Below are 26,788 nucleotides of genomic sequence, written 5' to 3'. Positions count from 1 at the left end.
ATGAAGGACGTTTCTATTATGGCTTATGTGTAGTTTGTTAATATAAAGATTATGAAATATTTTAAGTTAAATATTATACTAAGCAAAGCCCTTTTGGGGGCTTTGTTTTTATTAGTTTCGTTTAATACAAGTGCTCAAATTAGTATAAGAGATCATGTTTTTCCGACAAATTTTGATTCAATTGGAATTAGAACTATTTTTCAACGGGACTATATTGATTATGATGATAGTACTTTAATTTATTCACAAGTAAATGCAGGGTCTAATAATGTAGCTGAGTCGATTGTTTTTTATTGGATTAATAAAAACGATTTGAGTATTAGGGATTCAAATGTAACATGGCAAAAGGATTCAACAGAAAAATATATTGTGAGAAGTGGTTTTCCAGTGTCAATATTATCCCAATTTGTAGTTGATCAAAAGTATACTAATAATAGAATCTATGTAGAATCATATGTAGATTCAAATTCTACTCTAAATTTGGAGGTTAGAAATTCTACTCAAGCTTTCAAAGCTGATTCAAATGTGTTGTTTACTTTAAGTTTAGAAAAGCAAGAATTGACTTCTATTCCTTATTTATATGATAATTCCTTTTACCTTTATACAGTATATAATACTATTGATTCTGCATTCTTATATCGCTATGATATGAGAGGTAACTTGTTAAAAAAGAAAGTACTTACTTTCAATTTTTCTGACCCCACTATTTTGATTTTTCCTTTTGCTTATGGGCCAACTCAAGTCTCTCCAGTAAATGATTCATTGTTAATTTATGGGAATAATGCTTCTGAGATTCAATTCGTAAATCGTTTTACTTTAGATAAAGTGAAAACCATTCAGATGGACGATACACAAGAGTTAAATTTGGCAGTAAATGAAGGTTGGGTTAGTATGCGACCAAGGGGATTTTTAATGGATTCAACCACCGTGACCTTTTTTGGGGATTTAAACAAGTCAACTGCCATAGGAAATCCTGACTTTTGGCAGTACTACCGTGCGACTATTGATTGGAATGGAAATATTTTAAATAAAATTCATTTAGGAAATACTACTATCGACAATAGATCTACTTATTATGTTAAAGCCAATAATAATGAATATTTTTCTGGTAGTTCTCCTTATGCTTCCACTCCTCCTTTTGCAGCAGAATACCGTCAACTATTAGTTTTTAAAGTTAGTGGGCAAAGTAGAGATAGTCTTTTCATCTATGGTCAAAAAAATCATGTATCTTCTAGGTTAATTGTAGATTCCAATGAAGATATTTTTGTATTGAGTTATTTTAGCAATGCATGGAGTGATAATAAAGTTTTTTCGGTTATTACTAAAATTCCTAGTCAGCTGTTAGTTAGTATTCGGGAAAATGAGATAGCAACTTCGATAAATGTTTATCCAAACCCGACGACAGACTATCTAAAGATAGTACACTCTAGTAATTCATTAGGTTATATCATTTATAACATGAAAGGCCAACAAATACGAAATGGGAACTTAGGTTCTGACAAACAGGTCAATGTTCACTCGCTCAGTACTGGGACTTACTTTCTTAGTTTAATCGATAATGGAAAACCTCTATCAAGAGCTACTGTTTTTATAAAAGAGTAGCCTTATGTTAGGTTTTTAAATAATGCTATTTAGTATGTTAATTATCAGATGCTTCGAACCTTATGGTGGTTGTCAAATCAATATAGAAAATGAAATTTAAAATCTGGAATTTATTTTATCAGTGTTACTTTGGAAGATGGTGCAGTAATTTCTAAACGAATTGTCAAAGAGTAATTGTAAAAGAATCTCAGATTCAAGAGGGAATTTTATAAGTACTGAGAAAGTGGTGAAATTCTAGAAGTATTTAGTGGAGAATAAACGCTTTAAGAGAAAAATAAAAAGGGTGACTTCAATTAGAAACCACCCTTTTGTTTTATTGAATATAATTGAAGTTTTGATTTTCTCTGATACTCAATAATGTTTGATAAATCAATTCGATGACATTTAATACATCATCTTGATGCACCATTTCTACTGTGGTGTGCATGTAGCGTAATGGTAAAGAAATAAGTGCTGCAGCTATTCCGCCGTTCGCATAAGCAAAGGCATCGGTATCTGTTCCAGTAGCACGAGAAGCCGCCAAACGTTGGAATGGGATTTTGTTGTCGTTTGCTGTCTTTATAATTTGTTTTAACAAGTTGTTCTGCACTGCCGGAGCGTATGTCAAAACTGGGCCTTTCCCCGCAAAGAAATCTCCTTGCTCTATCTTATTAATCAAAGGAGTTTGTGTATCGTGGCAAACATCTGTAATGATGGCTACATCGGGTTTAATGCGTTGCACAATCATTTCTGCACCTCTCAAACCAATTTCTTCTTGTACGCTGTTGGTGATGTACAATCCGAACGGCAATTTCTTTTTGTTTGCTTTTAGTCTTTTGGCCACTTCAGCAATCATAAATCCCCCAATCCGATTGTCCAATGCACGACCTACAAAATAGTTTTTGTTCAATACCATGAACTCATCTTCGTAGGTAATCACACATCCTACGTGAACCCCCAATGCCTCCACTTCCTCTTTGGAATTGCATCCACAATCCAAGAAAATATTATTCAATTTAGGCGTGTCTTCTTTTTCGTACCCAGACCTGGTGTGAATGGCAGGCCATCCAAATACTGCTTTTACAATTCCATTGTCCGTATGGATATTTACACGTTTTGATGGAGCGATGATATGGTCGGATCCGCCGTTTCTGCGAACGTAGATAAAACCCTTTTCGTTGATGTAGTGAACGAACCAGCTGATTTCATCGGCATGGGCTTCTATTACTACTTTGTATTTCGCTTCAGGGTTTATGACGCCTACCGCTGTTCCGTATGTGTCCACAAAAGTTTCATCAACATAGGGTTTAATATACTCGAGCCACAATTTTTGCCCTTCTGATTCGAACCCCGTAGGTGATGGGTTGTTTATATATTGTTCTAAAAATTGGAGCGATTTTTTATCGACTTGTTTTGCTTTGGTCATTAGTTAGAGTTGTATATGTTTAGCCTTCAAATATAATGGAATATTTTCTGATTGAAAGAATGTATGCCATTGTAAAAGAATAGATTTGTAATTAGAAATGTTTAAATAGAACTATGGGTTTTCTCGATAAATTAATTCAATCTATTTTGCCTACTGAGCAAGCGGTAGAGTCAAGTTCTAATATTCTTGTTAAGAAGGTGATAAGACGATCTGAAAAGTATAAAAGTGATTTTGAAGTATGGAGAAGGGGGCAAAATTATAACTTTAATGTTCGAGCGATAAAGGAAGAGTGGGAAACGAGGTCAGAAATAGCCGCTGTAGAGGCGAACTTTTTTTATTACAATAGTCCTCAATCTAAAGGGTTTGTTTACTATTTTGAAAAAGGTGTTCCTCAAGAGCAAGCTTCGTTTCTATTCGAATTATTCAAGTATCGCATTATTGAATTGGATTATGCGATTAATCATTCTGAAGAAGAGATTAAAGAAGACCAAGATTGGATTGTTTCGAAAGAATCCTATTACTTAAAGCCAAAGTTGAAATATAGAAAGACGGCGCCTTTTAATCAATTGTACGGGACCATAAGAATTGTTTTTGCTTCCAAAGATGGAGCTCCTTATTACATAAAATTACTCGCAAATTATTTTTCTGATCGTTCTTATCAAGAACCCTATTCATTTGAAGAGTTGGCTGAACATTTATTCGTATTTTGAGGGCAATCCCAATAATATTTTATGAATACCATTTCCAAAAAGAAGTTTTTTTTCCCAATTCGTGATGAGTTGAGAGGTTATTTAACCGAGTATAGTCGAGAAGTTAAATTGCCCATTCAGTATAAAGATTTATTGCATTTTGAATCAAGTATGCCTGTTTATGATAAAGAAGGACGGGATACTTTATGGGAAACAGTCATGTTCTCTCAGTCGGATATGGAAGAGATCAATGAAAATCTAACAAAGATTTATTCCTTATTAAAAACAGAAGGTGACCTAGAAGTGACCGAACATCTTTATACCAATCGAATTGATTATTGTCCTTTTGGGAATTCCAAACCGTTTAGAATACGAATCACTAATCGGTATAATGACAACTATGATTATTTCTATGTAAAACGAGCAGATGCCTCTAGAATTTATGGATTAGAATTGGAACATATTTTATCGCCTAACCGAATCAATTATGTGGTGGATGGTGATACCATTATAGAAGAGCATATCGCAGGAATTCCTGGTGACGTTTTTATTAGTAATTGGCTGAACGATGCAGAACTGAATGAAATACGACTGGCGAAGGAATTTGTAAAATTCAATGAACGAACTTTTGTGCGATTATTGGGTGATATGCGATCCTACAACTATGTCGTAGATATGACCCCAGACTTTGATGACATTCAGTATCGAATTAGAGCCATCGATTTTGATCAACAGACGTATGAAGGCATGCGTACCATGTATTTGCCTCAATTTTTTAAAGATAATAATGCCATTGTCGATTTTGTGGTGCGCTACATTAACCCTGAAACGATTCGGCAATATCAACTAGAAGAGCGCGCAATGATTGCCAATAGAATCAAGGTTTCTCGCTATCGATTGAAAGATTTATTGGATATTATGGAAATTGATGAAATCTCTACAGAGGAGAAGGTGAAGCAATTGCGGGAGGAATTAGCCGTTCATTTTGATGACAAAGACTTTTTGGAGTGTGAAAATATGGGGAAGATTTTAAGGCATCGATTATATATATTATTGTATAATAATCGAGATATTCTATCTTAATTCGCCCCTCTTCCAGATAAAGACATCACTCATTTTTAATGGTCGAAATTCAATTTTCCAATTGAATCCACCGAGTAATAACTCGTCAGGTTTTAACTCATTTAATGGATAGAGCGTAGCATCAGGATCATTTACAAAAGTGATGGTCTCTATTTCATTTTCTTTCAATCCAATCAATAAATCGGAACTTTCTGCGCGATTAACACCTATGAATTTATTATTTTCATCTTGACCATAATAAATGGTTTGTCCATTCCCTTCAATAAAGACCTTCTTCAATTTATTCTCAACGAAGGTTCCAGTTAGTTGTTTTCCTTTGATCTGATTATATCGAGTGGTATCAACTTCTGAAGTAATAAAAGCGTCTTCAGGGATAAACAGTTCATCAATTTTCCCATCTTTCATGTTGATGTTTACGATGGTTCCAGTAATCTGATTTTGATCTGACCAAAGAATAGGTTCGTAAAACATCTTTAAGGTACTATCTGTAAAGGAGTATGCGATAGAGTCGCAGCTGCCTTGTAGGTCTTTTTTAAACAAGTTGACTTGATAAAAAGCTTGCATTACCCGTTTGCCATCTTTATTTGGGAAAACCCGAAATAGTTTGGCGTGCATGAATAACGTATCCTCTTCAAAAGGCTGAACTAGGAGAGCATTTTTGGTTACTTCGGCACTATCGCTTTGTTCGTAAAACTTAGCCAATCCGCCTTTTACAGTAATATTTTCTGCAGTATCAATGATGCTAATTTGGCCTCTAGCTTCTCCATATCCTTTTATTCGATCATAAGTTAGGGTGTCGCCCATCAACTTCTGCTTAGATGAGATGAGGTAGGCATTCTTGAAGAACTTAGAACGTTCATTTATGGTGTTGTAATAGCCGTTTTCACAATAAATATAATTGTCTTCACTGATTATTTCTGTTGGACCAAAAAAGAAAACTTCCTCCGTAGTCGTCCAATATTTCATGGTGTCCGACTTCATGGTGTATTTCTCATTTCTGAGCACTACACTGTCTTTGAAGAAAAAGACATCTTGATTGATGTAGTAATATCCCTTTCGGCTAAACAATTTATTGTTGTCTGTTTTGGAAATGATGTTTGCGCCATTCAGGTAATAGGCAATATTGGTTGTGCGATCTAAAATCAGCTTATCAGTCGTCAATGAAATGTCAGGACGATTCAAAACAACATTCTTTCGAACATCTGCAATCTTAGCATTTCCGTCATACTTGAGGTAGTTTCCAGTTAATGATAAAGTGTCACCTTGTTTTATCCTAACATTACCAAACGCCTCCATTTGGTTGGACAATTTGTAGACATACGCACTATCGCAAAACATTAATGCATCTTGGTGCTTTAGCTTTACATTACCAACCAACTTTTGAACATCTTTATTGCTCTTTTCAGAATAGATGAAGTCATCCGCATTCAGAATTTGGATTTTTTCCTTCTTCTGAGCGATGGTAATCGTTGAAATGAAACTAAATAAGACAACAAAAAGGGTCTTCATAAATTCGATTATGCAGTAGCTGCTTCTCTCATCAAGGTTTGACTTCGATCAGGTCCTACAGATACGATAGTGATTGGAGTCTCCAATTCTCGTTCCAAATATTCAATATAGTCATTTAATGCTGCAGGAATTTCATCAATGGAAGCTAATCCTGTTAAATCTTCCGTCCATCCTTTCAATTCTTTGTAGAGGGGTTTTATTTCAGCATCCAATACATCGTATGGCAAAAAGTCAATTTCTTCCCCTTTGTAGCTATAGTGTGTGCATACTTTAATGGTTTCGAAATTGCTTAGAACATCTGCTTTCGTCATAATCAATTGAGTCACACCATTGATCATAATTGCATATTTCAATGCCGGCAAATCTATCCAGCCACATCTTCTAGGACGACCAGTAGTCGCACCAAACTCGTGTCCTACTTTTCTTAACTCTTCACCAGTTTCATCGAATAGTTCAGTTGGGAATGGTCCGCTTCCTACACGTGTGCAGTAGGCCTTAAAAATTCCAAATACTTCACCGATGTTATTTGGTGCCACTCCTAAACCAGTACAAGCTCCGGCAGTAATTGTATTGGAAGAGGTAACAAAGGGGTATGACCCGAAATCAATGTCTAGTAATGTTCCTTGCGCCCCTTCTGCTAGAATAGTTTGGTTATTTTTTGCCGCATCATTAATAAAATGCTCGCTATCTATTAAAGTCAATGATTTTAATAACTCGATTCCTTCAAACCAAGCTTTTTCCATTTCAGTGACATCATATTCAAATTCCGATCTGCTTAGTAAATCGTCGTGTTTTCCTTTTAATGCTTCATATTTTTCCATGAACTCTGGAGATTCAATGTCGCCTATTCTCAGGCCATTTCTACCCGTTTTGTCCATGTAGGTTGGTCCGATTCCTTTTAAAGTAGAACCTATTTTTTCTTTTCCTTTAGCTTGTTCGGAAGCTGCATCGAGCATACGGTGAGTTGGCAAGATTAAGTGTGCTTTTCTTGAAATCAGCAACGACTTTTTTACATCCACACCCATTTCTACTAATGCATCAATTTCTTTTTTGAAAATGACTGGGTCGATCACAACACCATTCCCCACGACATTGGCTTTATCCTTATGAAAAATTCCAGAAGGAATTGTGTGTAAAACATGTTTGATGCCGTCAAATTCAAGCGTGTGGCCTGCGTTTGGTCCACCTTGAAAACGTGCAATCACGTTGTATTTTGGGGTTAATACATCTACTACTTTTCCTTTTCCCTCGTCGCCCCATTGTAGGCCTAATAATACGTCTACTTTCATTGTAATAATTTATGCAGTCTGTTCTTTTATAGCTTGCAGCGCTTCAGCTTCTGTTTTGTAAAGCGAAAACACTGTATTTAATTTTGTAAGGATAATTAATTTTTCAATTCTTTCATTTACACCAAATACCACGGCCTCGCCGCTATTGCTTCTCGCTTTAGTCAATAATGCAACTAAACTGTTGAGTCCGCTACTGTTCATGTAGTTGAGCTCGTTCAGGTTAATCAAGTAATTGTTTCTTCCGTCCAATAATAATTGATCTACAGCAATCATCATGTCTTGCGTTTGCGATTTTTCAAGGATATCACCTTTTAAATCAATGCGCAGCACAGAATCTTCGATGGGTTGTATGTGGTATGAAAAATTCAACGATTAGTCTTGTTTTTGTGCGTTTGCATCTTCCAAGGCGCTGCATGAACTGCAAATGCCATAAAGATTTAAAGAATGGTGTAAGATTTTAAAATCTAAAATTTCACCAACCGTTGATTTAATATTTTGAATTCTTGGATCACAAAACTCTATCACTTTGTTGCATCGGGTGCATACTAAGTGATCGTGTTGTTTAAACTCATAAGAGCGTTCAAACTGGGCAATGTTATTTCCAAATTGATGTTTTCGAACTAAGTTGCAAGCCAATAACAGTTCGATGGTGTTGTATAAAGTAGCTCGGCTCACTCTATACTTCTTGTTTTTCATTGAAATGTACAAGGATTCAATATCAAAGTGACCTTTTTGATTGTATATTTCGTTCAGAATGGCGAATCGTTCGGGTGTCTTCCGATGGCCATTCTTCTCTAAATAAGCAGCAAAGATTTGATTTACTTTTTCTATTGTTTCTTCGGTGGCCATAGTTTCGGCTTGCAATTTTAAGGATTCAAAGATACGCTTTATATTAGGATGGGAAAACTGATTTTTGAACAGTTTGTTAACGAAAATTGGATTAATTGACTTCTGATGGTTCCCAATCGAATCCCTATAAAAATGAGCAATGATAAGGGGTGTAGTTAGCGGAGTTGGGTAAAATGCAGTCGGTAAGGGGGTTAATGAAATTTAATTTTTTAAAAGTTGTTGAATCAAGGATTTATTTTTTTATATTTAACTCTCTTAAAAACAATAGACTAATTTTAAACCCTATTTGCTATGAAAAAACTACTCACTACCATTCTAGCTGGAAGCTTTACAATCCTTACAGCAACAGCTCAAGATCAAATTAAAAGTTATACTGTCGAAAAGTATGATGGTACTCAATATGTCAAACAAGACTCGGTGAGTTATCTATGGAGTACGAATCAGGATGATGAAAGGTTATTAAATATATTTACTTCACAGTGGTATCGTGCACCAATACTTTATGATGGAAGTTATTTCAATAGTTATGATAATCAAACAACCTACTCTTGGGATGCTGCAAATAGCCGATATTTTACTAGTGTAGTTTATACTCAGGAGCTTAATGTGCTTGGACAAATAAAGAAAAGGGCAAGACAGTTATTAGATTCTGGAAACATAGAGAATGAATCGATGTGGGAATACAGCTACGATTTAAATGGAAATGTAGTGGAAGATATATACTACACATGGGGAGATACTTCCTGGGTGGCACTTAATAAACTTAATCGAAAATTTTTTGGTAATCAAGTTGATACTGCTTTGATTCTAATGAGAGGTAATTCTTCGTGGGATCAGAATTCCATTATCACCTACAAATATGAAAATTCTCGATTGATGGAGAAGTTTAGTAAATTACTAATTGGGTCTAACCCTCAGGGGATGAATTATCAAAAATTCATTTACACTTATGATACCGTTAATAATTCTAAGTCAGAGCTTGTGCAGAGGTGGTCAGTTTCTATGTGGGAAGATTTAGAGCGTTTGACTACTTATTATAATTCAGCAAATCAAGTAGATTCTACTATATTTGAAAGTCCTGCAGGAATAATTTCGAAGCGAAAAGTTTTTAAATATAACTCAAATGGACTCAGTGAAGTCGTTAGTTCGAATTACAATGTATCTCAACAGAAATACTACCCTCAAGTTAGGTTTTCATTTAATTACAATCCAAATGGAACTTTACAGTCAGTAATAGAGGAATCTATCGATGCAAGTGGTTGGTTAATTAAATCAGATGATTTAAGGTATAATTATAATTATCAAACAAGGGTAGGGCTGGCCGAACATTCTTCTTTTGCGAATTTTAAAATATACCCCAACCCAACTTCAGATCAAATTACCATTTCAACAAAAGGTAATCGCATTAATCAAATTCGAATTGTCGATTTATCGGGAAAAGTGGTTTTTGAAAATCAATCGACTTTAAACGCTAATGAAATTAAGGTTCCTATTCATCAGCTAGAGAATGGAACATACATTTTAACGGTTACCTCAAATGGGCAGCAAAAAAGTGAGAAGGTAGTGGTGAATCACTAAATTTAGTTTAATTAGTTAGAGTGTAGAGCCCTGTTGAGTTTTCAATAAGGGCTCTTTTTTATGGACAAAGAAGATTGGAAATAACTATTTTAAAGCTAAAGCTTCAAGTAAACAACGAATCGCTTGATTGATGTGTCTTTAGATTGTGCACCAATTTATTTTTTACAAATTAGGTTGGTATTTTTTTTTCTGTAAATTTCGTTTTTAATTGTCTGCTTGTTAGTTAGTAAGCGTCGTGATATAACTTATTTTAAAAACTAAAAACTAAAAACTAAAAACTAAAAACTAAAAACTAAAAACTAAAAACTAAAAACTAAAAACTATGAAAACAATAACATTAATGATAATCTCTATTTTTACTTTTTCAGGAATAAGCGCCCAACCCAATTGGCATCAAGTTAATTCAGGAGTTCAAGATCAGGTTAGTTCAATTATTTTTCAGGACAGCTTGATTGGTTATGCAACTGCTGAAAACAAAATTTTAAAATCTACAGATGCTGGAGAAAATTGGACGTTGTATTACCAGGATACCAATCTATGGGCTTTTTCAGGTTTGGCAATTTATAAAGACAGCCTATTTGTTACTCGCATAGATACTGGAAGTGCTTCTTGGAATAGGATTTACGCGCTTCAGCTGTTTCAAATTGCAACCAAAGGAAATAGGATAATTCAAACCACAGAAAGTTTGTTGAGTTATTTGGGTTTGATTTCTTTTGGAGATAAAGTTTGGATTCAAGGAGATGGCAAAACATTGGAGTATAAGGATGGGAGATTAACAATTTTACAGTCAGAATTTCAGGCTTTTAATGTGTATGATAGCGTGGTAATTGGCGTTGGTTTTGACAAAGTGTATATCACTTTGGATGAAGGTTTAAGCTGGGATACTATAACTCATCCACCTATAACTCTAAATGGTGCTGGAGGATATTATCAAGGCGGTGATACGATTGTTGTATATAGTTCAGGCTTTCCTTCCTCATATTATATTTCTTACGACAAAGGGCTAAATTTTTATAGCAGAAATATTAATTCCTTGACTAGGCCAGTTTTTATAAATAGTCAAAAAATGTTTGGGGTTATTAATTATGGATCCAATGGCATTGTAAGTAAATCAATAAATGGAGGAATGAGTTATACTAAAGATACATTGAGCTTTAATTCTAAATTTATAGGCGTTTATATGTATTCGAATAGGATGTTATTTGTGTTTGGTGACAATGGTGTAATCTTCAAATCTACCAACTTAGGCGGTTTGGTAGGTCTTAACGAAAAGAATGAGGTTAACTTGGGTGAAATTAAAATTTACCCCAACCCAACCAATGATTTCCTTAAAATTGATTGGAAATACCAATCAAAATATAAAGTGAGTCAATTAAAAGTAGTGAATACAATGGGTAAAGAATTACAAGTAATCAATGGCTTTAAAAGCCAAATAGACTTAAACGGATATCCAAAAGGAGTTTATTTTTTACAGATCGTTTCTGATAAAGGAGTTGCTTCTAAATCTTTTGTTGTGAAGTAAATTGGTAATAAAGCGTCTTATTGGAGAGCGTCACAATTTTTTGTGACGCTCTCTTTTTTTATGCTGTATCTATTCTAGAAATATTAATTACTCCATTCACATTTTTCAGTTTTTTGATGAGGTCTGTTAAGTGGCGAGTGTCATGCACAAACACCATAATAGTTCCTTCAAAAATACCATCGTTGCTGTCAAAACTAATGGAACGCATGTTGACGTTCAGTTCCATAGAAATAAGTTTAGTGATGTTATTGACAATTCCCACATCATCAATTCCAGTTACTTTTATACCTGCTAAAAATGCAATTTGTTCTTGACTGGTCCATCTTGCTTTTACAACTCTGTAGGCGTAATTGCTTAATAGTTGAACAGCATTTGGACAGTTGGTCTTGTGAATTTTTATGCCATCGCTGATAGTAATGAATCCAAAAACTTCATCGCCCGGAATAGGATTACAGCAGGGAGAAATTTTATAGTCAAAATGCTCCATGTCCTCACCAATAACTAGCATTTCATCAGCTTGACCTTTGGAACGAAGTGCTTCTTCAAACTGCTTGCTCGTGTTGATTTTTTGTTCGGGTTTATTCCACACTAGTTTGCTGCCTTCGTAGGTCACTTCATCGAGCTTGCCCAACTTTACTTTGTTGATGGCAATTTTATAATACAACTCCAACGGTGATGGCAATCGGTAAAAGCTCAATAAGTCTTTGATAATATCATTGGTAAATGGAATCTTGAGTTTCTTCAGTTTCTTCTCTAAAGTAGCTTTACCATCAACAGCAATTCGTTTTTTGTCTTCTTTGAGTGCCGAGCGTATTTTAGATTTTGCTTTACCAGTAATTACATAATCTAACCAACTTTCATTTGGTTTTTGCTTGCGGGATGTGATGATTTCTACTTGATCTCCGCTATTTAAAACATGACTCAGCGGTACTAGTTTGGTATTTACTTTCGCTCCAATACAGCGTTCTCCTACTTGAGAATGTATCTCAAAAGCGAAATCTAAGGCTGTAGCGCCAACTGGTAAGCTTTTTACATCACCTTGAGGGGTAAATACAAAAATTTCTTCAGCAAATAGATTGAGTTTAAAATCATCCAAGAAATCGATAGCATTGCTTTCTGGGTTTTCTAACAATTCTCTAATCTTATTGATCCACGTGTCGAAATTAGATTCTTCTCCGCCTTCTTTGTATTTCCAGTGCGCTGCATATCCTTTTTCTGCGATTTCATCCATGCGTTGTGAGCGAATCTGCACTTCTACCCACTTTCCTGTTGGACTCATCACAGTAGTGTGCAGAGACTCGTATCCATTTGCTCGAGGAGTAGAAATCCAATCTCTTAGCCGGTCTGGGCTTGGCTGGTAGAAATCAGTAACTATGGAATAGATGTTCCAACAATCGGCTTTTTCCCTTTCAGGAGCGGAGTCAACGATAATTCTAATGGCGAAGATGTCATAAATCTCTTCAAAAGAAACATGTTTATTTTTGATTTTGTCAAAAATGGAATGGATCGATTTGGTTCGAGCTTTTATTTCAAAATTAAAACCTTGCTCTTGAAGTGCTTTCTGAATTGGTAATGAAAATTGATTGACAAAACGAGTTCGAACGGCTTTGGTCTTTTTAAGCTTGCTGGTTATTTCTTCATAAATTTCCGGCTCAGTATATTTTAAAGAAAGATCTTCGAGCTCAGATTTTATGCTATACAATCCTAATCGATGAGCAAGCGGAGCAAAAAGATAAAGTGTTTCTGATGCGATTTTTAACTGCTTGTCTCTCCGCATGGACTCTAAAGTTCGCATGTTGTGCAATCGATCAGCCAGTTTGATTAAAATTACTCTAACATCATCAGAAAGGGTCAATAAGATTTTTCTAAAATTCTCAGCTTGTAGCGATACATTGTGGTCTACCACCCCTGATATTTTGGTCAGTCCATCAATGATTTTCTCAGCTTTGGGGCCAAACATTCTTTTGACATCGTCCAATGTCATGTCGGTGTCTTCTACAGTGTCGTGCAAAAGGGCACAAACAATCGAAGTGGCTCCAAGTCCAATCTCTTCTGCAACAATTCGTGCTACTTCTATTGGGTGGTAGATGTAGGGTTCTCCAGTCTTTCTACGCATGTCCTTATGCGCTTCAAGGGCGGTGTCAAATGCCTTTCGAATCAGCTTTTTATCCTTGTTGTCTTTTAGTTTGCTAACTTTTAAGAGGTGCTTATATCTTTTTAAGATCTCCTTTTTCTCAGCTTCAAGTTCGATTGGAATCATAAAGTTTGGTCAGTATAAATACAAGCTCTAAATTACAAAACCTACGGCAATACAAGATTGTAGAATGAAATAAAATTGAGATTCGATGCCAAGTAGTAGTGTTTTCTGGTTAGGAATGATAAATTTGTAAAACGTTTCAAAAGTAACTTTATGAATCAAAAAGAATTGGATATTGCTCAGGATTTCAAATCCATCACTGATGCAGAGTGGAAAGAGCTCATCATAAAAGATTTAAAAGGAAAGGATTTTGCAGAAACCTTAGAATGGAATGATGCAAATCAATTAACTTTTCAGCCGTACTATCGTTCATCCGATTTTAAAAAAATAGCGAAGCCTGAACGATTTCGTTTTTTATCCAACGATTGGATCATTCAACAAAACTTTGCGGGCAATCAAGCCAAAAATGCTACTATTTTAGATGCACTTTCGAAGGGTTTAGATGGAATCGGTATAGCGTTGAACTCTTCTACGGATTTAGCGGCGCTTTTAAAAGGAGTGTATATTGATGCAATTGCGTTGAATCTACATGGGGAAGTTTCGACTGATACACTTAAGCAACTGGACCAACTAATAGAGGAGAAAGCAATCGCTCCTGATTCTATTCGTGGATTGATCGATTTCTCACCTTTAACAGCTTCCTCCAAAATGGGAAAAGGAAAGGAACTGGATAATTTTGCGGAGATCATTAGCATTTATGGAGATAAATGCACTCATTTAAAATTGATTCATATTGATGCTAGAATAGTGAAAAATGCAGGAGGTAACGAGTCGCAAGAAATTGCATTTGCCTTATCACAATTAAACGAATATATCGATCAATTGACGAAACAAGGCATTGATATTTCTGTAGTATTGGAGAACATTGCATTCTCTTTTTCTTTTGGTACATCCTATTTTTTAGAAATCGCAAAGATTAGAGCTTTTCGATTTTTGTATAGTGGTTTATGCCAGCAATATGGGCATCAAGTAGAGCCTACTATTTTTGCAGAAACAGCTTCCATCGTATACTCCGGTGCAGATTCATATACTAATTTGCTTCGTGCCACTACTGCCTCTATGTCTGCTGTAATTGGTGGATGTAATTATTTAAATGTTTTACCTCATGACATCGCATTAGAAGAGTCTTCAGATTTTGCCCTACGAATCGCTAGAAATATTCAAATTGTAGTCAAGGAGGAAGGTCACTTGGCAAAAGTAGCAGATGCCGGTGCGGGCTCATATTACATTGAGCAAATGAGTGATGAATTGGCAAAAAAAGGATGGGATATCTTCCAACTAATTGAGTCAAAAGGTGGATATATGGCTGCATTGAAATCGAATTTTATACAAGAGGAAATTTTGAATAATAAATTGGCCATTCAAAAGGAGTTGGAAAATCAATCTAAAGTCATGATTGGGGTCAATAAATTTCAGCCTGAAGAAAAGGGAAATCAAAAGTTGAAAGAGGAAGTAGCAGTGAATAGCGTTGAATTTAAAGCGCTGAATGAGGTGCGATGGGCAACACCATTTGAAAAGTAGAAATTATGAAGATAAAAATAGAAGATATTTCATACGACCAATTGGTTTCGAGTTATAAACATCAAGAGAATGTTGTAGCAGGTGCTGATTGGCATACATTAGAAAAAATTGCAGTAAAGCCACTTTATCAGGCAAGGGATATCATTTCCTTAACTCATTTGGACTATGCAGCTGGTTTGGCTCCGTTTAAGCGCGGGCCATATTCTACCATGTATGTAATGCGACCGTGGACAGTAAGGCAGTATGCAGGTTTTTCAACGGCCGAGGAGTCCAATGCTTTTTATAGAAGAAATTTAGCAGCAGGTCAGAAGGGGCTTTCAGTCGCTTTTGATTTAGCCACTCACAGAGGTTATGATTCCGACCACGAAAGAGTAGTGGGGGATGTTGGTAAAGCAGGAGTTGCAATTGACAGTATTGAGGATATGAAGGTTTTGTTTGATGGAATTCCATTGGATAAAATGTCAGTTTCTATGACAATGAACGGCGCTGTATTACCAATTCTGGCTTTTTACATTGTTGCAGCAGAGGAGCAAGGAGTTTCATTAGACCAACTGTCGGGAACCATTCAGAATGATATATTAAAAGAGTTCATGGTTCGGAATACCTACATTTATCCGCCTCAGCCATCCATGAAAATTATAGCTGATATTTTTGAATTTACTGCTCAAAAAATGCCCAAATTTAATTCCATTAGTATTTCTGGGTATCATATGCAAGAAGCAGGAGCTACAGCCGATATCGAGTTGGCTTACACTTTAGCAGATGGGATGGAGTACTTAAGGGCTGGGATAAAAGCAGGAATGGACATTGATTCATTTGCGCCAAGGCTTTCGTTTTTCTGGGCCATTGGAATGAACCATTTTATGGAAATCGCCAAGATGAGAGCCGGAAGAATGCTGTGGGCCAAAATAGTGAAAGAGTTTAACCCGAAAAGTGCTAAGTCGATGGCATTGAGGACTCATTGTCAAACTTCAGGATGGAGTTTGACCGAGCAAGACCCATTTAATAATGTGGCAAGAACCTGTATAGAGGCGATGGCAGCAGCATTAGGTGGAACCCAATCACTACATACAAATGCCCTAGATGAAGCCATTGCCTTACCAACCGATTTTTCAGCACGAATTGCGAGAAATACGCAATTGTATATTCAAGAAGAAACGGATATTACAAGAAGTGTAGATCCGTGGGCAGGTTCTTATTATGTGGAAAAATTAACAGACGAGTTGATGAATAGAGCGTGGGAGCTCATTGTTGAGGTAGAAGAGTTGGGAGGAATGGCAAAAGCCATCGAAGAAGGACTACCCAAGCAACGAATAGAGGAGGCTGCAGCTAAGCGTCAAGCTAGAATCGATGCAGGTAAAGAAATTATCGTTGGGGTTAATAAATACCCACCTAGCCAGGAGGAGCCTATAGAAATTTTAGATATTGATAACACCAAAGTGCGACTTGGACAGATTGCTGGTTTAGAAAAACTTAAAGCAAATCGAAATGCCTCCGTGGTCAAGGAAAAATTGGCGAAATTAACAGAGGTCGCAAAAACAGGGGAAGGTAATTTGTTGGAATTTGCTGTAGAGGCGGCTCGAGAAAGAGCAACTTTGGGTGAGATTTCATCGGCTTTGGAAGAAGTTTTTGGACGATATAAGGCAAGAATTAGTTCTATATCAGGAGTGTATTCTACAGAAGCAATGGGAGATAAAGATTTTGAAAAAGCACAGCAACTCGCAGATCAATTTGCGGAGATGCAAGGACGAAGACCACGAATTATGGTGGCAAAAATGGGACAAGATGGACACGATCGAGGAGCAAAAGTGATTGCTACTTCTTTCGCAGATATAGGTTTTGACGTAGACATTGGGCCACTTTTCCAGACGCCTGCTGAGGCAGCAAGACAAGCGGTGGAAAACGATGTTCATTTGTTGGGGATTTCTTCTTTAGCAGCTGGGCATAAGACACTAGTGCCTCAAGTGATGGAGGAATTAAAAAAGCTTGGCCGTGAAGATATTCTAGTGATTGTTGGTGGTGTTATTCCGCAACAAGACTATGACTTCTTGTGGGAGAAAGGTGTGGCAGGAATTTTTGGACCTGGAACAAAGCTTCCAGCGGCAGCGCAGGAAATACTGAACATTTTAATTGAAATTAATTCTTAAAAGTATGAAATATTTATCCATTGCTTTGTTAGTGATTGCATTAGGTTTGGCAGGTTATTCTTTTTATCAAAAAAGTCAAGTAGGTGAGTTGCATGCAGAAATTGATGATCGTCAACAGGAAATAATTGACCTAAGTGGTAGAATAGCTTCTTATGAAACTCAATTGGATACCTTGAGAATGAAGAATGAAGAGTTGAAGCGGACAATACTAAAATTAGCAAACGACCTGAGTAGAGAAAATCCGACTGACTAGTAGCTAAGCTTGGGGAAATTTAAGGTAATAACCGTGCCACCCATCTTGGTTGATTTGTTCTATGGTTCCATTGAGTTGATCGCTAAAAGTTTGAATCAATAATATGCCTGTTGAGTCAGCATAGGTTGAAAAAATATTGAGTGGTAGTCCAACTCCATTTTCAAGGTATTTTAGTACAATTTCATGTTTGATGACTTTCAATGAAATATAGATGATGCCTGATTGACCATTGGGGAACCCATATTTGATGGTGTTAATAATCATTTCGTTTACAATCACACCCAACGAAACAGTTTTCTTTATATTCAGCTTAATATCTTCAATCTTTAGGTCTAATTCAATGTTACCCGCAACACTATGGATTAGGTTTTCTGCCAGTGTGGGTAAGTATACGTTCATTTCACTTTGAAATTCGTTCGACTCATTAAGTTGGCTATAGGCGGTAGCTAAAGTTCCAATCCTATTGTTGACATCAGAAATGGCTTTTTTAACCTCTGGATTTTCTACATTTTGATAGATGATGCGATTTAAGCTGCTAATCATTTGAAAATGATTTTTGATCCGATGGTGGATTTCAAGTATGATGGCCGATTTTTCATTGAGTTGAGCCCGAATGAGTTGGTTTCTTCTGTTTAGGGCTTTATGAGAGTAATATACGTTCTGAATAGAATAAGTTAAAAACGCAGCAAGTAATCCAATTAAAAGTGAAAAGAGTAAAAAGAAAAGCAACAGTGATTCCTCATTAAATATGAATGGTGTGCTGTCTTTTAATCCGACCTGAAGTTTCCACGAATCGTTAGGTAACTCAATGGGCACCTCTGTGTAACTGAGGTCTAATATGGAAGAATCTCCGTAGAAATAACCATTTTTACTTAAACTTTGATTGACTGAAATTAAACCAATATCAATATTGTCTGATTCAAAACTTTTTACTTCTTTAAACAAATCTTTTAAGTCAACAACGATGGCAGAATAGCCCCATAATCGAGTTTTTGATGTGTCTTTAGGGTCAGTTATAACAATGGGATATCTGTATACTAAACCCATTTTTCCTTGTAGTAATACCCGAGGGCCAATAATTAAAGGGGTTCTGTTTTTCCTAGAATAATCAATAATAGTTCTGTCTTTGAGTAATGAATTTACATTAACTCCTACGGTGACTTCATTTCCTTTTTCCGGGTAATTATATAGAATAATACTATCTTTTACGAGTTGAACTGAGAGTAACCCTTTCTTAGAGATATTGTATACTTCCTTTGTAAATTCGGTAAATGATTCTTGATCGATGTTGGGATGAATGCTTACATAACTTGCTATAACTTTTGATAAATAAAATTTGTCAGATAATGATTCTTCTATGACCGATTTAATATTTTGAACTCTATTCTCCAGTTCCTTATTAATTACATATTCTTCATGCTCATTTCTCAGTTTAATATAAAAAAGAGAAGTGCTACCTACTATTATTGTAATAATAAGACCCACAATTATCGGGAGTCCGAATCGGTTATTTATTTTCTGCATTGGATGGATAGCGGCTTGGGCATCAAGATAGAACTAAATTTTTATATTTAAAAATTATTGAAGTTTTACTTTCAGTTATTTAGAAAAAAATAATTCTCTTAGTTCCAAATCACTATTTGTGTTTTTATTCCAATAGGGCGACAATATCGTAGTATCTAGTATTGCAGAGGTTTGCATGGTTTTCTTATTGTTTCCATAACCACTAGGATAGGATTCCTCCCACCCTAATATTTTGTGAGGAAAAGCCTTTTCAAAGGTAATGGATAATTCTCTTTCTATGTGGAGATAACTAACCTTTAGTACAAGGTGTTGCGCTGATTTTTTTAATTCGGATAAACTAATTGAGGCCTTTTGAGGAACAACTTTATTATGAGATAGTCTCAGCCATTGCGTGGAGGGAAGTAATTCAAGTTCACCAATTGGGATAGAATGGTAGTTAATTCGGATGCGATTAAATAATTCATCTTCCAATAGGATGTTTGAAAATTTACCCGCTTCATCTCCCTCATTCATAAAGTAGGAGTGTCCTGAGAACTGATATCCTGTATTGTTTTTATTCAGTTGTAAGTAGGTGTGCCCGCACCACTCCTGAGATGAAGTAGTCACCTTAATTGTAGAAGGGTATTCTTTTGAATTGATTGGTGTAAATACCGAGCTCATCAACGAATAGTCATAAATCCCTGTTGTAAATTTTTTGATGTAGTTGGTTTTTAGAACTGAGGTCGATAATTCATTTTTAGCATCTTCATCTTTAACCTGTTTTTTGAGGAGGAAGTCTTCGGTTACAAATATTAGAACCACATCGCCTTCTCTTTGTTCACCGTATCGGGCTTGTGATAATTTGTAACGATTTAACTCTGCAACTCCGGAATACCAATATTTCGAAAATGCTTCTTGTGGCTCAAATGAAGAGGGCTGTTTTTCTTCAGTATTTGAACAAGTGATTAAGCTACAAAATAGAGCTGTTAGGACAATCTCTTTCATGCTATTTTTTAACCAAATTTAGGGATAAAAAAACGTCCATTTTACTTCAAAATGGACGTTCATCTGTTTAAGATTCTAATCTATTGGATCGGGTAGTACACCTCTGTTTTCCATAAAGTTGTGTCTGCTTCCATAGTGGGGTCTGTAATGTATACTTCATATGGAGAGTTAGTGATTTGAAGTTGCGCCTCATTTATATAAGTCGCCATAATTTCATGTATTTCTCCTGTTTGATCATAATTGCCGTAAAAAACCCCTTTTAGCACTTTCTCCGCCTTTTTCTCTTTTAATTTAATTCTACCCTCCTCGGAAAGGTTTCCTTCAAATGGAATCGCGGCTTCTAAAATTACTTTTTCGGGGCTGTAGTAGTGGTAATAAGCTAATTGAGATCCACTCTGACTCATTCCTTTAATGGTAGCATATACCAATATGTCTTTGTATAAATCAGCTAATTTATCTCCAACTCCATTGGCATCAGTAGAGTCAAGTATTGCTAGTATCATTTCTGCTTCAACCTCTGTTATTGACACGTTTTCAGGTAGCTCAACAATTTTTGGTTTACTTTCTACTACTTCTTTCAGTTGACTCAATCCAATAATATAGGCATCGTGAATCATATCTTTGATAAATAGATAACTTATCAAGCGCATGGTAAATGGCATTTCACTACCTTCAAAAGTCCATCTTACTGTTGTTTTGCCTTCACCTTCAGGTGTCAAATACCAAGCAGAGTAATCGTTTGATTCTTGTCCACCAAATTCCATTTTTGTTCTTATAAGACTATTTGCTTCTAATTTGGTTATTGTTTGTTTTCCATTTCCTACTTTCTGATGATTGCTTTCCCAACGATTAAAAGCGCCTATTACTCCCATTGAGTCGGAATAGTAATTTTTCATATTTGAATCAATTTGGTGCCACATAGACCAATTTGACCATGATTTAAAATCTAGTATTTCATCGTATATCACTTCTGGTGAGGCATCAATTACGATAGATTCCTCTACTTGTAATGAAGAAGGAGTGAATAAAGTTGCAATCGCTAGTAAGGCGATAAAAATGAGCAGTATAGTAATAATTCTTTTTAAAATTTTCATCGCTTAATGGTGTTGATTTTTAGCTAATATAGCACATCAAAATTGATAAATAAAATTCGATTTAAACTCATATTAATTCAGTTTGTACCGTGGATAATTTATAACATTAAAATTTTAACATTTTATTTATACTTTTTTATTCAACTTTAATTAGATTAGCTGGTTGTAAAAAGTGCCTATTCCTCTACTAACCCCAATTTAGAACATTAGTCTTTAGTGTTGAGTAAATTGACTGAATTGAATAAATTAAAATTTGTAATCTGCTTTATTGGATATCTTATTCTTCCGATAAGCCATATAAACGCCACTGAAGCTTTGGGTAGTGATACGGTTAAAGCGTTGGTTTTTAATAGTAATTCTTCCATAGCTTCTTCTGTTAGAGACTTAACGGGTTCCCAATTAATACAGTTGATTGATTCTCTTTTGGATCAAAAGGAGCTACCTTCTGAAATGTTGAAGCAATTGGTAGAAGTGGTAGGTGAGATTGCGCTTGAAGAAGAAGAAGAAGAAGTTCCAGTTGCTTTGAGCGGATTTTATGATGATTCTGAGTATCCATCTAATTCATTTTATGGAAATTGGGATAATTATAAGATGCATCCAATCATTTCTTCAGAAGAAGAAAAAATTACATTGGTATTACAGGACTCGATCAACAATTGCACTTTTTACCCACCAATTAAAGGATTGATTACGTCTAACTATGGTTGGAGAGATGGTAGAAGTCATCATGGAATTGATATCGATTTGCAAGTATGGGATCCAGTTCATTCAGCATTTGATGGTATGGTCCGAGTTGCGAGACATCATCCAACCTATGGCAGAGTAGTAGTAGTGAGGCATTATAATGGATTGGAAACTTTATATGCTCATTTACATCGACTAAAGGTTAAGCCAGGAGATGTAGTAGAGGCCGGACAAGTAGTGGGGCTGGGAGGAAGTTCAGGACGCTCAACAGGTAGTCATTTGCACTTTGAAGTTCGTTTTAGAGGAAGACCGCTCAATCCTAGAAGCATTATTGAGTTTAATGCTAATCGATTAGAAAGTGACTCTATAGTTTTAATGGCCAACAAATGGGGGAATTATACTTGCTTCCCGGCAGGAATAAATTATTATACCGTACAGAAAGGCGATTTTTTGGTTAAAATTGCAAACCGTTACGGAACTAGTGTTCAACGGTTGTGTGAACTCAATGGGATTAACAGAAAATCAACACTTAGAATTGGGAAAAAACTGCGAATCGACTAACCTATGTCTTTAACCCATATTAATTATCAAGATCATCCGACTAATCGAAACAAAATGGTATTCTTTTTTAAGGATCCTGAACATGCAGTATACTTTCAGAATTTACTGAACGAAAATAAAATTAAACATGAAAGGCAAGTAGACGAAGAAGGGGATGGGCGTGTCTATTTTGGAGTAATGAAGGGAGATTTCAAATTAGCCAAAAAGTTAAATTTTTTAACCTATGGACATTTTAGAGAGCCTTTTATTACCGTGCCGTTTTTCAAATATTTGTTATTAATAGTAACAATTACAGCTGTGACTTTGGCTATTTATGGTGCAATAAAAGCAAGCTAAATACGTGCTCTTATTGGTTTTATTTATCTTAATTTTGTTTTCTATGAGAGTCAAAACGCTTTTATTTTTCGTCTCTATCACATTTGTAATTTGTGGGTATTCTCAAAAGGATGTAACCACATTTGGAGTTCAACTGAAACCTATTGTTCCAATGAGTATTATAGGGTTTGATGAAGAGATAATAGAATCAAACAATGTGGACTTTACCTTGTCTGCAAAAACAGGTTTTAGTTTCGGAATGGTTGCGAGACACGGTTTTTCGAAAATGTTTTCATTAGAAGGAGGAATAAACTTTACTCGAAGGAATTATGATTTATTGATACAAGATGGAGGGCAGGAGTTAAGTTCAGATTTTGGATTTATATCTTACGATATCCCCATATTGGCCTTAGTCTATATCCAGTTGGGGGAGAACTCCTTTTTGAATACTGCATTTGGAGCATCGATTGATTTTTTTCCCTCCGATTTAGAAACTTGGAATGAATACTATTGGCAGTATACCTCTAGGGAGGAATGGTTGGTTCCATCGTTGTTGGCCAATGTAGGTTACGAATACAGGACTTATAAGAATGGCTATATATACATTGGAGCCTCTTATCATCGTCCATTTTTTGATATTGCAAGAACAGACGTTAGTTATTACAGAGATGGAGATAGTTATAATTCATTAAGATATGACGCATTGTCTACATTTAACCTTGATGGAAGTTATCTCACTTTAGATTTTAGATACTTTTTTCACGAAGATCCAGAGAGAAAAACAAAAAGAAAATAGAATATCCAATGATTGAAGAAAGCACCCGCTATTTTACCGAGAAATTTATTAGCCTAGGGGTTTCTGAAACAACTGCAGGTTATCTAAATTACTTGCTCTTAGGCTTGTTCCTAGTTATACTTTGCATGCTTGCAGATCGAATCTCAAGATTGACAATGGTGCGAATTGTGAGCACAGTAGCCGCTAAAAGCAAAACTCACTGGGATGACATTTTAGTAGAGAAAAAGTTTTTTTATGCTGTAGCCCACTTGGCCCCTGTATTGCTTATTGAAGTTTTGGTGCCTATCATCTTTAAAGGCTTGCCCACTTTTGTGGATTACGTCATACGATTGAATGATGTTTATCTGATTGTAGTCGTATTGATTATGTTGAATCGATTTTTAAATGCAGCTCAATTAATCCTTTCCGATTATCAGCTTTTCAAGGATAAACCCCTTGAAAGTTACTTTCAGCTAACAAAAATTGTTATTGGCATAATCGCTACTGTTTTGATTTTGTCAGTCTTAGTTAGTAAGTCGCCGATTTACTTTTTTAGTGCAGCAGGAGCTATGACTGCTGTAATTCTGTTTGTATTTAAGGATACTATTTTAGGTTTTATTGCTTCCATTCAATTATCGGTAAACGATATGATTCGCGTAGGAGATTGGGTGCAAATGGATAAATACGGCGCCGATGGAGATGTATTGGAAATAAATTTGACCACAGTAAAAGTTCGAAACTGGGACAAAACAATTAGTACTGTTCCTACTTATTCATTCATCTCCGACTCATTTAAGAATTGGAGGGGGATGCAAGAAACAGGGGCAAGAAGAATTGCTCGTTCTATTTTTATCAATATTGGTTCAGTCAAATTTGCATCTCCGGAGATGATTGAACGTTTCAAAAATATTCACATCATCAGCAAATATGTTGAAGAAAAGGAAATTGAAATTGCAAAATACAATCAAGAAAATGAGGTAGACACTTCTCATGTTTCTAACGGAAGGAGGATGACCAATTTAGGAACGTTTAGGGCGTATGCAGAAAGGTATTTGAAAAAGCACCCCAAAGTGGATAAAAATCAGACCATTATGGTGCGGCAATTAGAACCAAATGAGAAGGGAGTTCCTGTGCAGATTTATTGCTTTTCGAGCGATATAGCGTGGGAAAATTATGAAGCGATTCAATCTGATATTATGGATCACCTGCTTTCGGTTGTTCCTCAATTTGATTTACAAGTTTTTCAAAATCCTTCAGGTTCTGATTTTAGGAAACTCCAAGGTGACTAATGAATTAATGCTGAATTAGGATTTTTGTAGTGGTGGTTTTTCCACTTATCTTCTCGACCGTACGTATAAAGTACAACCCCTCTTTTAACAAACTGGTATTCAATACTATCTTATTAGAAGAAATAGTGCTAGGTACTTCAATTTTTCTGCCTAATGCATCAAGTAATGTAATGATTTCTATTGCTTCAGTGTTGATGGTAACGGAGCTGTTCGCAGGGTTTGGATAGATGCTGGAAATTGAATTGAAAGATGAATTGACTATTATTACTTCTGAATAGTCTTTCTTTCCATCAAAATCTACTTGCTTTAAACGATAATAGTTTTCTCCATAGTTTGGAGAGAAATCAGTGAATTGATAGTTGATTCTTTCTGTTGAGTTTCCGTGACCTGAAACAATTCCTATTTTTTCCCAACTATTCCCGTCTTTACTTTTTTCGATAGAAAAAAAGTCGTTGTTAATTTCACTGATAGTTGTCCATTTTAGTAAGTTGTGGTATCCAGTAAACTCTCCGTAAAAATTTAGCCAAGTTACAGGGAGTGGGGTGTTGGCTGTATCTATAGAGGCCAGTGTAAATCTTAAACTATCTCTAATTAGAGAAACTCCACTAAACTCGAATTGATTTCCCCCTAAACTTGTAGCTCCTGAGATAGGAGTTTCGTCACTAAAAAGACCGTCGTTATCTGTATCAATAAGCAATCGCAAATGTGCAGCAGTCGCTGGAGTTCCTTTACTCAGGTCCCAACGAAGGTCGACAGTTCCCACATCTACTGAACTTCCAGACGTATTCCGTTCACTAATCCGCCAAACTCTATTCATCCTACCTTCAATGCCGGCAGGTATGTCTGAATATTCATTGCCGGTAGCATTATCATGTCCCCATAGCATAAATTCTCCATCGTTTAAGTCCGTAGGATTTAAGAATCGAGGTGCTGAACTACCTTGAGCGTCACTATGAATATTAGAAGCATCTACTCGTCCGATTCCTGCCACTTCATAGTCATAATTTCCATTAGCAACTTCATCATTTATATATACATTATTTGCACTAAGGCTAATATTGTACTGAGCTGATAAATAGTTGTTAATGATTATCCTTTGAGCGGTGTTTACAGCAAAATTATATTGGATTACTTCTGCATAGTCAGCACCTAAATATGAACTATAGTCCTTATTAAGAGCACCTAGTGTTAGTGGTTGATTACTGTTTCCAATGGTGGCAGAGGCTTCAGTACCGGTGGCACTTAAAGTTTCACCTGTATACACGCGAACTCTACTTGAAGAGGGGCTTGTGCCATCATACCGTAGTGAAAGAATATAATTGGTACCACTCGAATATGTTGCGGCTGTTGAAAATCGATTGTTTTGGGTTTCTATATCTGTAAATAGGCTTCTCCCTGTATGGAAAAACCAAGTGTAGGAGTAGTTTGTAGACGTGTTGAAATCTCTTCTTTTTCCCAATATTCCTCTCGGAGTACCATCAATATTACTTCCTCGAATAACCGCAAAAAAGGTCAGTCCAGCACTATTGTCAAGGATGTCTGCATCTGCAACCTGCATTTGGTCGTTTGAACCATCTAAACGAATGATAGGTTGATTATTTAATGAACTAGTTGAGTAATAGACTGGCTGTTGTGATGTAATTAACTGAATAGCATCGTTGTTATTACCTGAAGTGTCGTTCCAAACAGCAACCGGATCGCCACTCGTGCCATAATAATTACTGGCTTTAAGCCATAATCCATTATTGGTAACATTACCGACCCCTCCTGGACCAAATTGGCTAATTGCACTGAAATGAACAAATAAGATAAGAATTAAAAAAGTTAGCCTCATAGAAATAGTGTAGCACCTCCAAAA

Annotated in this window: 22 protein-coding genes; 12 read left to right on the top strand and 10 right to left on the bottom strand. The window is 35.8% G+C overall.

From position 1 onward, the window contains the following. Window positions 1–51: 51 nt before the first annotated feature. Complete coding sequence (locus GQN54_RS08035) at window positions 52–1,602, top strand: T9SS type A sorting domain-containing protein (RefSeq protein WP_160633012.1); 1,551 nt, start codon at window positions 52–54, stop codon at window positions 1,600–1,602. A gap of 313 nt (window positions 1,603–1,915) precedes the next feature. On the opposite strand, the gene GQN54_RS08030 is transcribed toward GQN54_RS08035, so the two are convergent. Continuing rightward, entirely contained in the window at window positions 1,916–3,007 is a 1,092-nt protein-coding gene (locus tag GQN54_RS08030; protein WP_160633011.1) for a M42 family metallopeptidase, read from the bottom strand. Between the two features lie 113 nt (window positions 3,008–3,120). Between GQN54_RS08030 and GQN54_RS08025 the strand changes: the two genes are divergently transcribed. Beyond that, window positions 3,121–3,717 (top strand): hypothetical protein, encoded by a 597-nt coding sequence (locus GQN54_RS08025; protein WP_160633010.1) that lies wholly within the window; start codon window positions 3,121–3,123, stop codon window positions 3,715–3,717. A 21-nt stretch (window positions 3,718–3,738) separates the two neighbouring features. Next, a complete protein-coding gene (locus GQN54_RS08020) occupies window positions 3,739–4,779 on the top strand; it encodes a hypothetical protein (protein ID WP_160633009.1) in 1,041 nt (346 codons plus the stop codon). On the opposite strand, the gene GQN54_RS08015 is transcribed toward GQN54_RS08020, so the two are convergent. Genes GQN54_RS08015 through GQN54_RS08000 form a run of 4 tightly spaced genes read right to left on the bottom strand, consistent with a single transcriptional unit; the run spans window position 4,771 to window position 8,426 of the window. Next, the gene (locus GQN54_RS08015) at window positions 4,771–6,288 is read right to left on the bottom strand and encodes an OstA-like protein (protein ID WP_160633008.1); all 1,518 of its coding nucleotides are present in this window, start codon (window positions 6,286–6,288) and stop codon (window positions 4,771–4,773) included. The genes GQN54_RS08020 and GQN54_RS08015 overlap by 9 nt on opposite strands. 8 nt (window positions 6,289–6,296) lie before the next feature. After that, window positions 6,297–7,577, bottom strand: coding sequence for an adenylosuccinate synthase (locus GQN54_RS08010; RefSeq protein WP_160633007.1), 1,281 nt, complete (start codon window positions 7,575–7,577; stop codon window positions 6,297–6,299). Window positions 7,578–7,586: 9 nt separating this feature from the next. Further along, window positions 7,587–7,946, bottom strand: coding sequence for an STAS domain-containing protein (locus GQN54_RS08005; protein WP_160633006.1), 360 nt, complete (start codon window positions 7,944–7,946; stop codon window positions 7,587–7,589). A 3-nt stretch (window positions 7,947–7,949) separates the two neighbouring features. Then, on the bottom strand, window positions 7,950–8,426 hold the full coding sequence (locus GQN54_RS08000; protein WP_160633005.1) for a Fur family transcriptional regulator: 477 nt from the start codon (window positions 8,424–8,426) through the stop codon (window positions 7,950–7,952). Between the two features lie 291 nt (window positions 8,427–8,717). Here GQN54_RS08000 and GQN54_RS07995 point away from each other — a divergent pair, with 291 nt between their 5' ends. After that, a complete protein-coding gene (locus tag GQN54_RS07995; RefSeq protein ID WP_160633004.1) occupies window positions 8,718–10,004 on the top strand; it encodes a T9SS type A sorting domain-containing protein in 1,287 nt (428 codons plus the stop codon). A gap of 322 nt (window positions 10,005–10,326) precedes the next feature. Further along, window positions 10,327–11,526 carry a T9SS type A sorting domain-containing protein gene (locus tag GQN54_RS07990; protein WP_160633003.1) on the top strand — a complete coding sequence of 400 codons (1,200 nt, stop codon included), beginning with the start codon at window positions 10,327–10,329 and terminating at the stop codon, window positions 11,524–11,526. Window positions 11,527–11,584: 58 nt separating this feature from the next. Here the strand turns inward: GQN54_RS07990 and GQN54_RS07985 are convergent, their stop codons facing one another. Further along, window positions 11,585–13,786, bottom strand: coding sequence for a RelA/SpoT family protein (locus GQN54_RS07985; RefSeq protein WP_160633002.1), 2,202 nt, complete (start codon window positions 13,784–13,786; stop codon window positions 11,585–11,587). Window positions 13,787–13,936: 150 nt separating this feature from the next. Here GQN54_RS07985 and GQN54_RS07980 point away from each other — a divergent pair, with 150 nt between their 5' ends. Genes GQN54_RS07980 through GQN54_RS07970 form a run of 3 tightly spaced genes read left to right on the top strand, consistent with a single transcriptional unit; the run spans window position 13,937 to window position 17,704 of the window. Then, window positions 13,937–15,304, top strand: coding sequence for a methylmalonyl-CoA mutase family protein (locus GQN54_RS07980; RefSeq protein WP_160633001.1), 1,368 nt, complete (start codon window positions 13,937–13,939; stop codon window positions 15,302–15,304). Between the two features lie 5 nt (window positions 15,305–15,309). Beyond that, a complete protein-coding gene (scpA, locus tag GQN54_RS07975; protein ID WP_160633000.1) occupies window positions 15,310–17,451 on the top strand; it encodes a methylmalonyl-CoA mutase in 2,142 nt (713 codons plus the stop codon). Between the two features lie 4 nt (window positions 17,452–17,455). Further along, window positions 17,456–17,704: a hypothetical protein gene (locus tag GQN54_RS07970; protein ID WP_160632999.1), complete on the top strand. Its 249-nt coding sequence runs from the start codon at window positions 17,456–17,458 to the stop codon at window positions 17,702–17,704. 3 nt (window positions 17,705–17,707) lie between these two features. On the opposite strand, the gene GQN54_RS07965 is transcribed toward GQN54_RS07970, so the two are convergent. From GQN54_RS07965 to GQN54_RS07955, 3 genes are all read right to left on the bottom strand, one after another. Then, window positions 17,708–19,228, bottom strand: coding sequence for a histidine kinase dimerization/phosphoacceptor domain -containing protein (locus GQN54_RS07965; protein ID WP_160632998.1), 1,521 nt, complete (start codon window positions 19,226–19,228; stop codon window positions 17,708–17,710). Window positions 19,229–19,303: 75 nt separating this feature from the next. Next, the gene (locus GQN54_RS07960) at window positions 19,304–20,212 is read right to left on the bottom strand and encodes a hypothetical protein (protein ID WP_160632997.1); all 909 of its coding nucleotides are present in this window, start codon (window positions 20,210–20,212) and stop codon (window positions 19,304–19,306) included. An 80-nt stretch (window positions 20,213–20,292) separates the two neighbouring features. Beyond that, a complete protein-coding gene (locus tag GQN54_RS07955; RefSeq protein WP_160632996.1) occupies window positions 20,293–21,306 on the bottom strand; it encodes an SRPBCC family protein in 1,014 nt (337 codons plus the stop codon). Between the two features lie 237 nt (window positions 21,307–21,543). Here GQN54_RS07955 and GQN54_RS07950 point away from each other — a divergent pair, with 237 nt between their 5' ends. Genes GQN54_RS07950 through GQN54_RS07935 form a run of 4 tightly spaced genes read left to right on the top strand, consistent with a single transcriptional unit; the run spans window position 21,544 to window position 24,930 of the window. Next, window positions 21,544–22,551 carry a M23 family metallopeptidase gene (locus tag GQN54_RS07950; protein WP_160632995.1) on the top strand — a complete coding sequence of 336 codons (1,008 nt, stop codon included), beginning with the start codon at window positions 21,544–21,546 and terminating at the stop codon, window positions 22,549–22,551. A gap of 3 nt (window positions 22,552–22,554) precedes the next feature. After that, window positions 22,555–22,887: a hypothetical protein gene (locus GQN54_RS07945; protein WP_160632994.1), complete on the top strand. Its 333-nt coding sequence runs from the start codon at window positions 22,555–22,557 to the stop codon at window positions 22,885–22,887. A 43-nt stretch (window positions 22,888–22,930) separates the two neighbouring features. Beyond that, window positions 22,931–23,662, top strand: coding sequence for a hypothetical protein (locus GQN54_RS07940; protein ID WP_160632993.1), 732 nt, complete (start codon window positions 22,931–22,933; stop codon window positions 23,660–23,662). A gap of 8 nt (window positions 23,663–23,670) precedes the next feature. After that, window positions 23,671–24,930, top strand: coding sequence for a mechanosensitive ion channel family protein (locus tag GQN54_RS07935; RefSeq protein WP_160632992.1), 1,260 nt, complete (start codon window positions 23,671–23,673; stop codon window positions 24,928–24,930). Window positions 24,931–24,934: 4 nt separating this feature from the next. Here GQN54_RS07935 and GQN54_RS07930 read toward each other — a convergent pair whose 3' ends face one another. Then, entirely contained in the window at window positions 24,935–26,764 is a 1,830-nt protein-coding gene (locus GQN54_RS07930) for a T9SS type A sorting domain-containing protein (RefSeq protein ID WP_160632991.1), read from the bottom strand. Window positions 26,765–26,788: the final 24 nt, after the last annotated feature.

The sequence above is a fragment of the Acidiluteibacter ferrifornacis genome (genome assembly GCF_009909615.1).
Lineage (GTDB): Bacteria > Bacteroidota > Bacteroidia > Flavobacteriales_E > Vicingaceae > Acidiluteibacter > Acidiluteibacter ferrifornacis.
This window is presented reverse-complemented; position numbering and strand designations above follow the sequence as displayed.

Bases quoted from the DNA above. Each gene is read 5' to 3' on its own strand.
- GQN54_RS08035 (WP_160633012.1), top strand. From the start codon at position 52: ATGAAATATTTTAAGTTAAATATTATACTAAGCAAAGCCCTTTTGGGG.
- GQN54_RS08030 (WP_160633011.1), bottom strand. From the start codon at position 3,007: ATGACCAAAGCAAAACAAGTCGATAAAAAATCGCTCCAATTTTTAGAA.
- GQN54_RS08025 (WP_160633010.1), top strand. From the start codon at position 3,121: ATGGGTTTTCTCGATAAATTAATTCAATCTATTTTGCCTACTGAGCAA.
- GQN54_RS08020 (WP_160633009.1), top strand. From the start codon at position 3,739: ATGAATACCATTTCCAAAAAGAAGTTTTTTTTCCCAATTCGTGATGAG.
- GQN54_RS08015 (WP_160633008.1), bottom strand. From the start codon at position 6,288: ATGAAGACCCTTTTTGTTGTCTTATTTAGTTTCATTTCAACGATTACC.
- GQN54_RS08010 (WP_160633007.1), bottom strand. From the start codon at position 7,577: ATGAAAGTAGACGTATTATTAGGCCTACAATGGGGCGACGAGGGAAAA.
- GQN54_RS08000 (WP_160633005.1), bottom strand. From the start codon at position 8,426: ATGGCCACCGAAGAAACAATAGAAAAAGTAAATCAAATCTTTGCTGCT.
- GQN54_RS07995 (WP_160633004.1), top strand. From the start codon at position 8,718: ATGAAAAAACTACTCACTACCATTCTAGCTGGAAGCTTTACAATCCTT.
- GQN54_RS07990 (WP_160633003.1), top strand. From the start codon at position 10,327: ATGAAAACAATAACATTAATGATAATCTCTATTTTTACTTTTTCAGGA.
- GQN54_RS07985 (WP_160633002.1), bottom strand. From the start codon at position 13,786: ATGATTCCAATCGAACTTGAAGCTGAGAAAAAGGAGATCTTAAAAAGA.
- GQN54_RS07980 (WP_160633001.1), top strand. From the start codon at position 13,937: ATGAATCAAAAAGAATTGGATATTGCTCAGGATTTCAAATCCATCACT.
- scpA (WP_160633000.1), top strand. From the start codon at position 15,310: ATGAAGATAAAAATAGAAGATATTTCATACGACCAATTGGTTTCGAGT.
- GQN54_RS07970 (WP_160632999.1), top strand. From the start codon at position 17,456: ATGAAATATTTATCCATTGCTTTGTTAGTGATTGCATTAGGTTTGGCA.
- GQN54_RS07965 (WP_160632998.1), bottom strand. From the start codon at position 19,228: ATGCAGAAAATAAATAACCGATTCGGACTCCCGATAATTGTGGGTCTT.
- GQN54_RS07960 (WP_160632997.1), bottom strand. From the start codon at position 20,212: ATGAAAGAGATTGTCCTAACAGCTCTATTTTGTAGCTTAATCACTTGT.
- GQN54_RS07955 (WP_160632996.1), bottom strand. From the start codon at position 21,306: ATGAAAATTTTAAAAAGAATTATTACTATACTGCTCATTTTTATCGCC.
- GQN54_RS07945 (WP_160632994.1), top strand. From the start codon at position 22,555: ATGTCTTTAACCCATATTAATTATCAAGATCATCCGACTAATCGAAAC.
- GQN54_RS07940 (WP_160632993.1), top strand. From the start codon at position 22,931: ATGAGAGTCAAAACGCTTTTATTTTTCGTCTCTATCACATTTGTAATT.
- GQN54_RS07935 (WP_160632992.1), top strand. From the start codon at position 23,671: ATGATTGAAGAAAGCACCCGCTATTTTACCGAGAAATTTATTAGCCTA.
- GQN54_RS07930 (WP_160632991.1), bottom strand. From the start codon at position 26,764: ATGAGGCTAACTTTTTTAATTCTTATCTTATTTGTTCATTTCAGTGCA.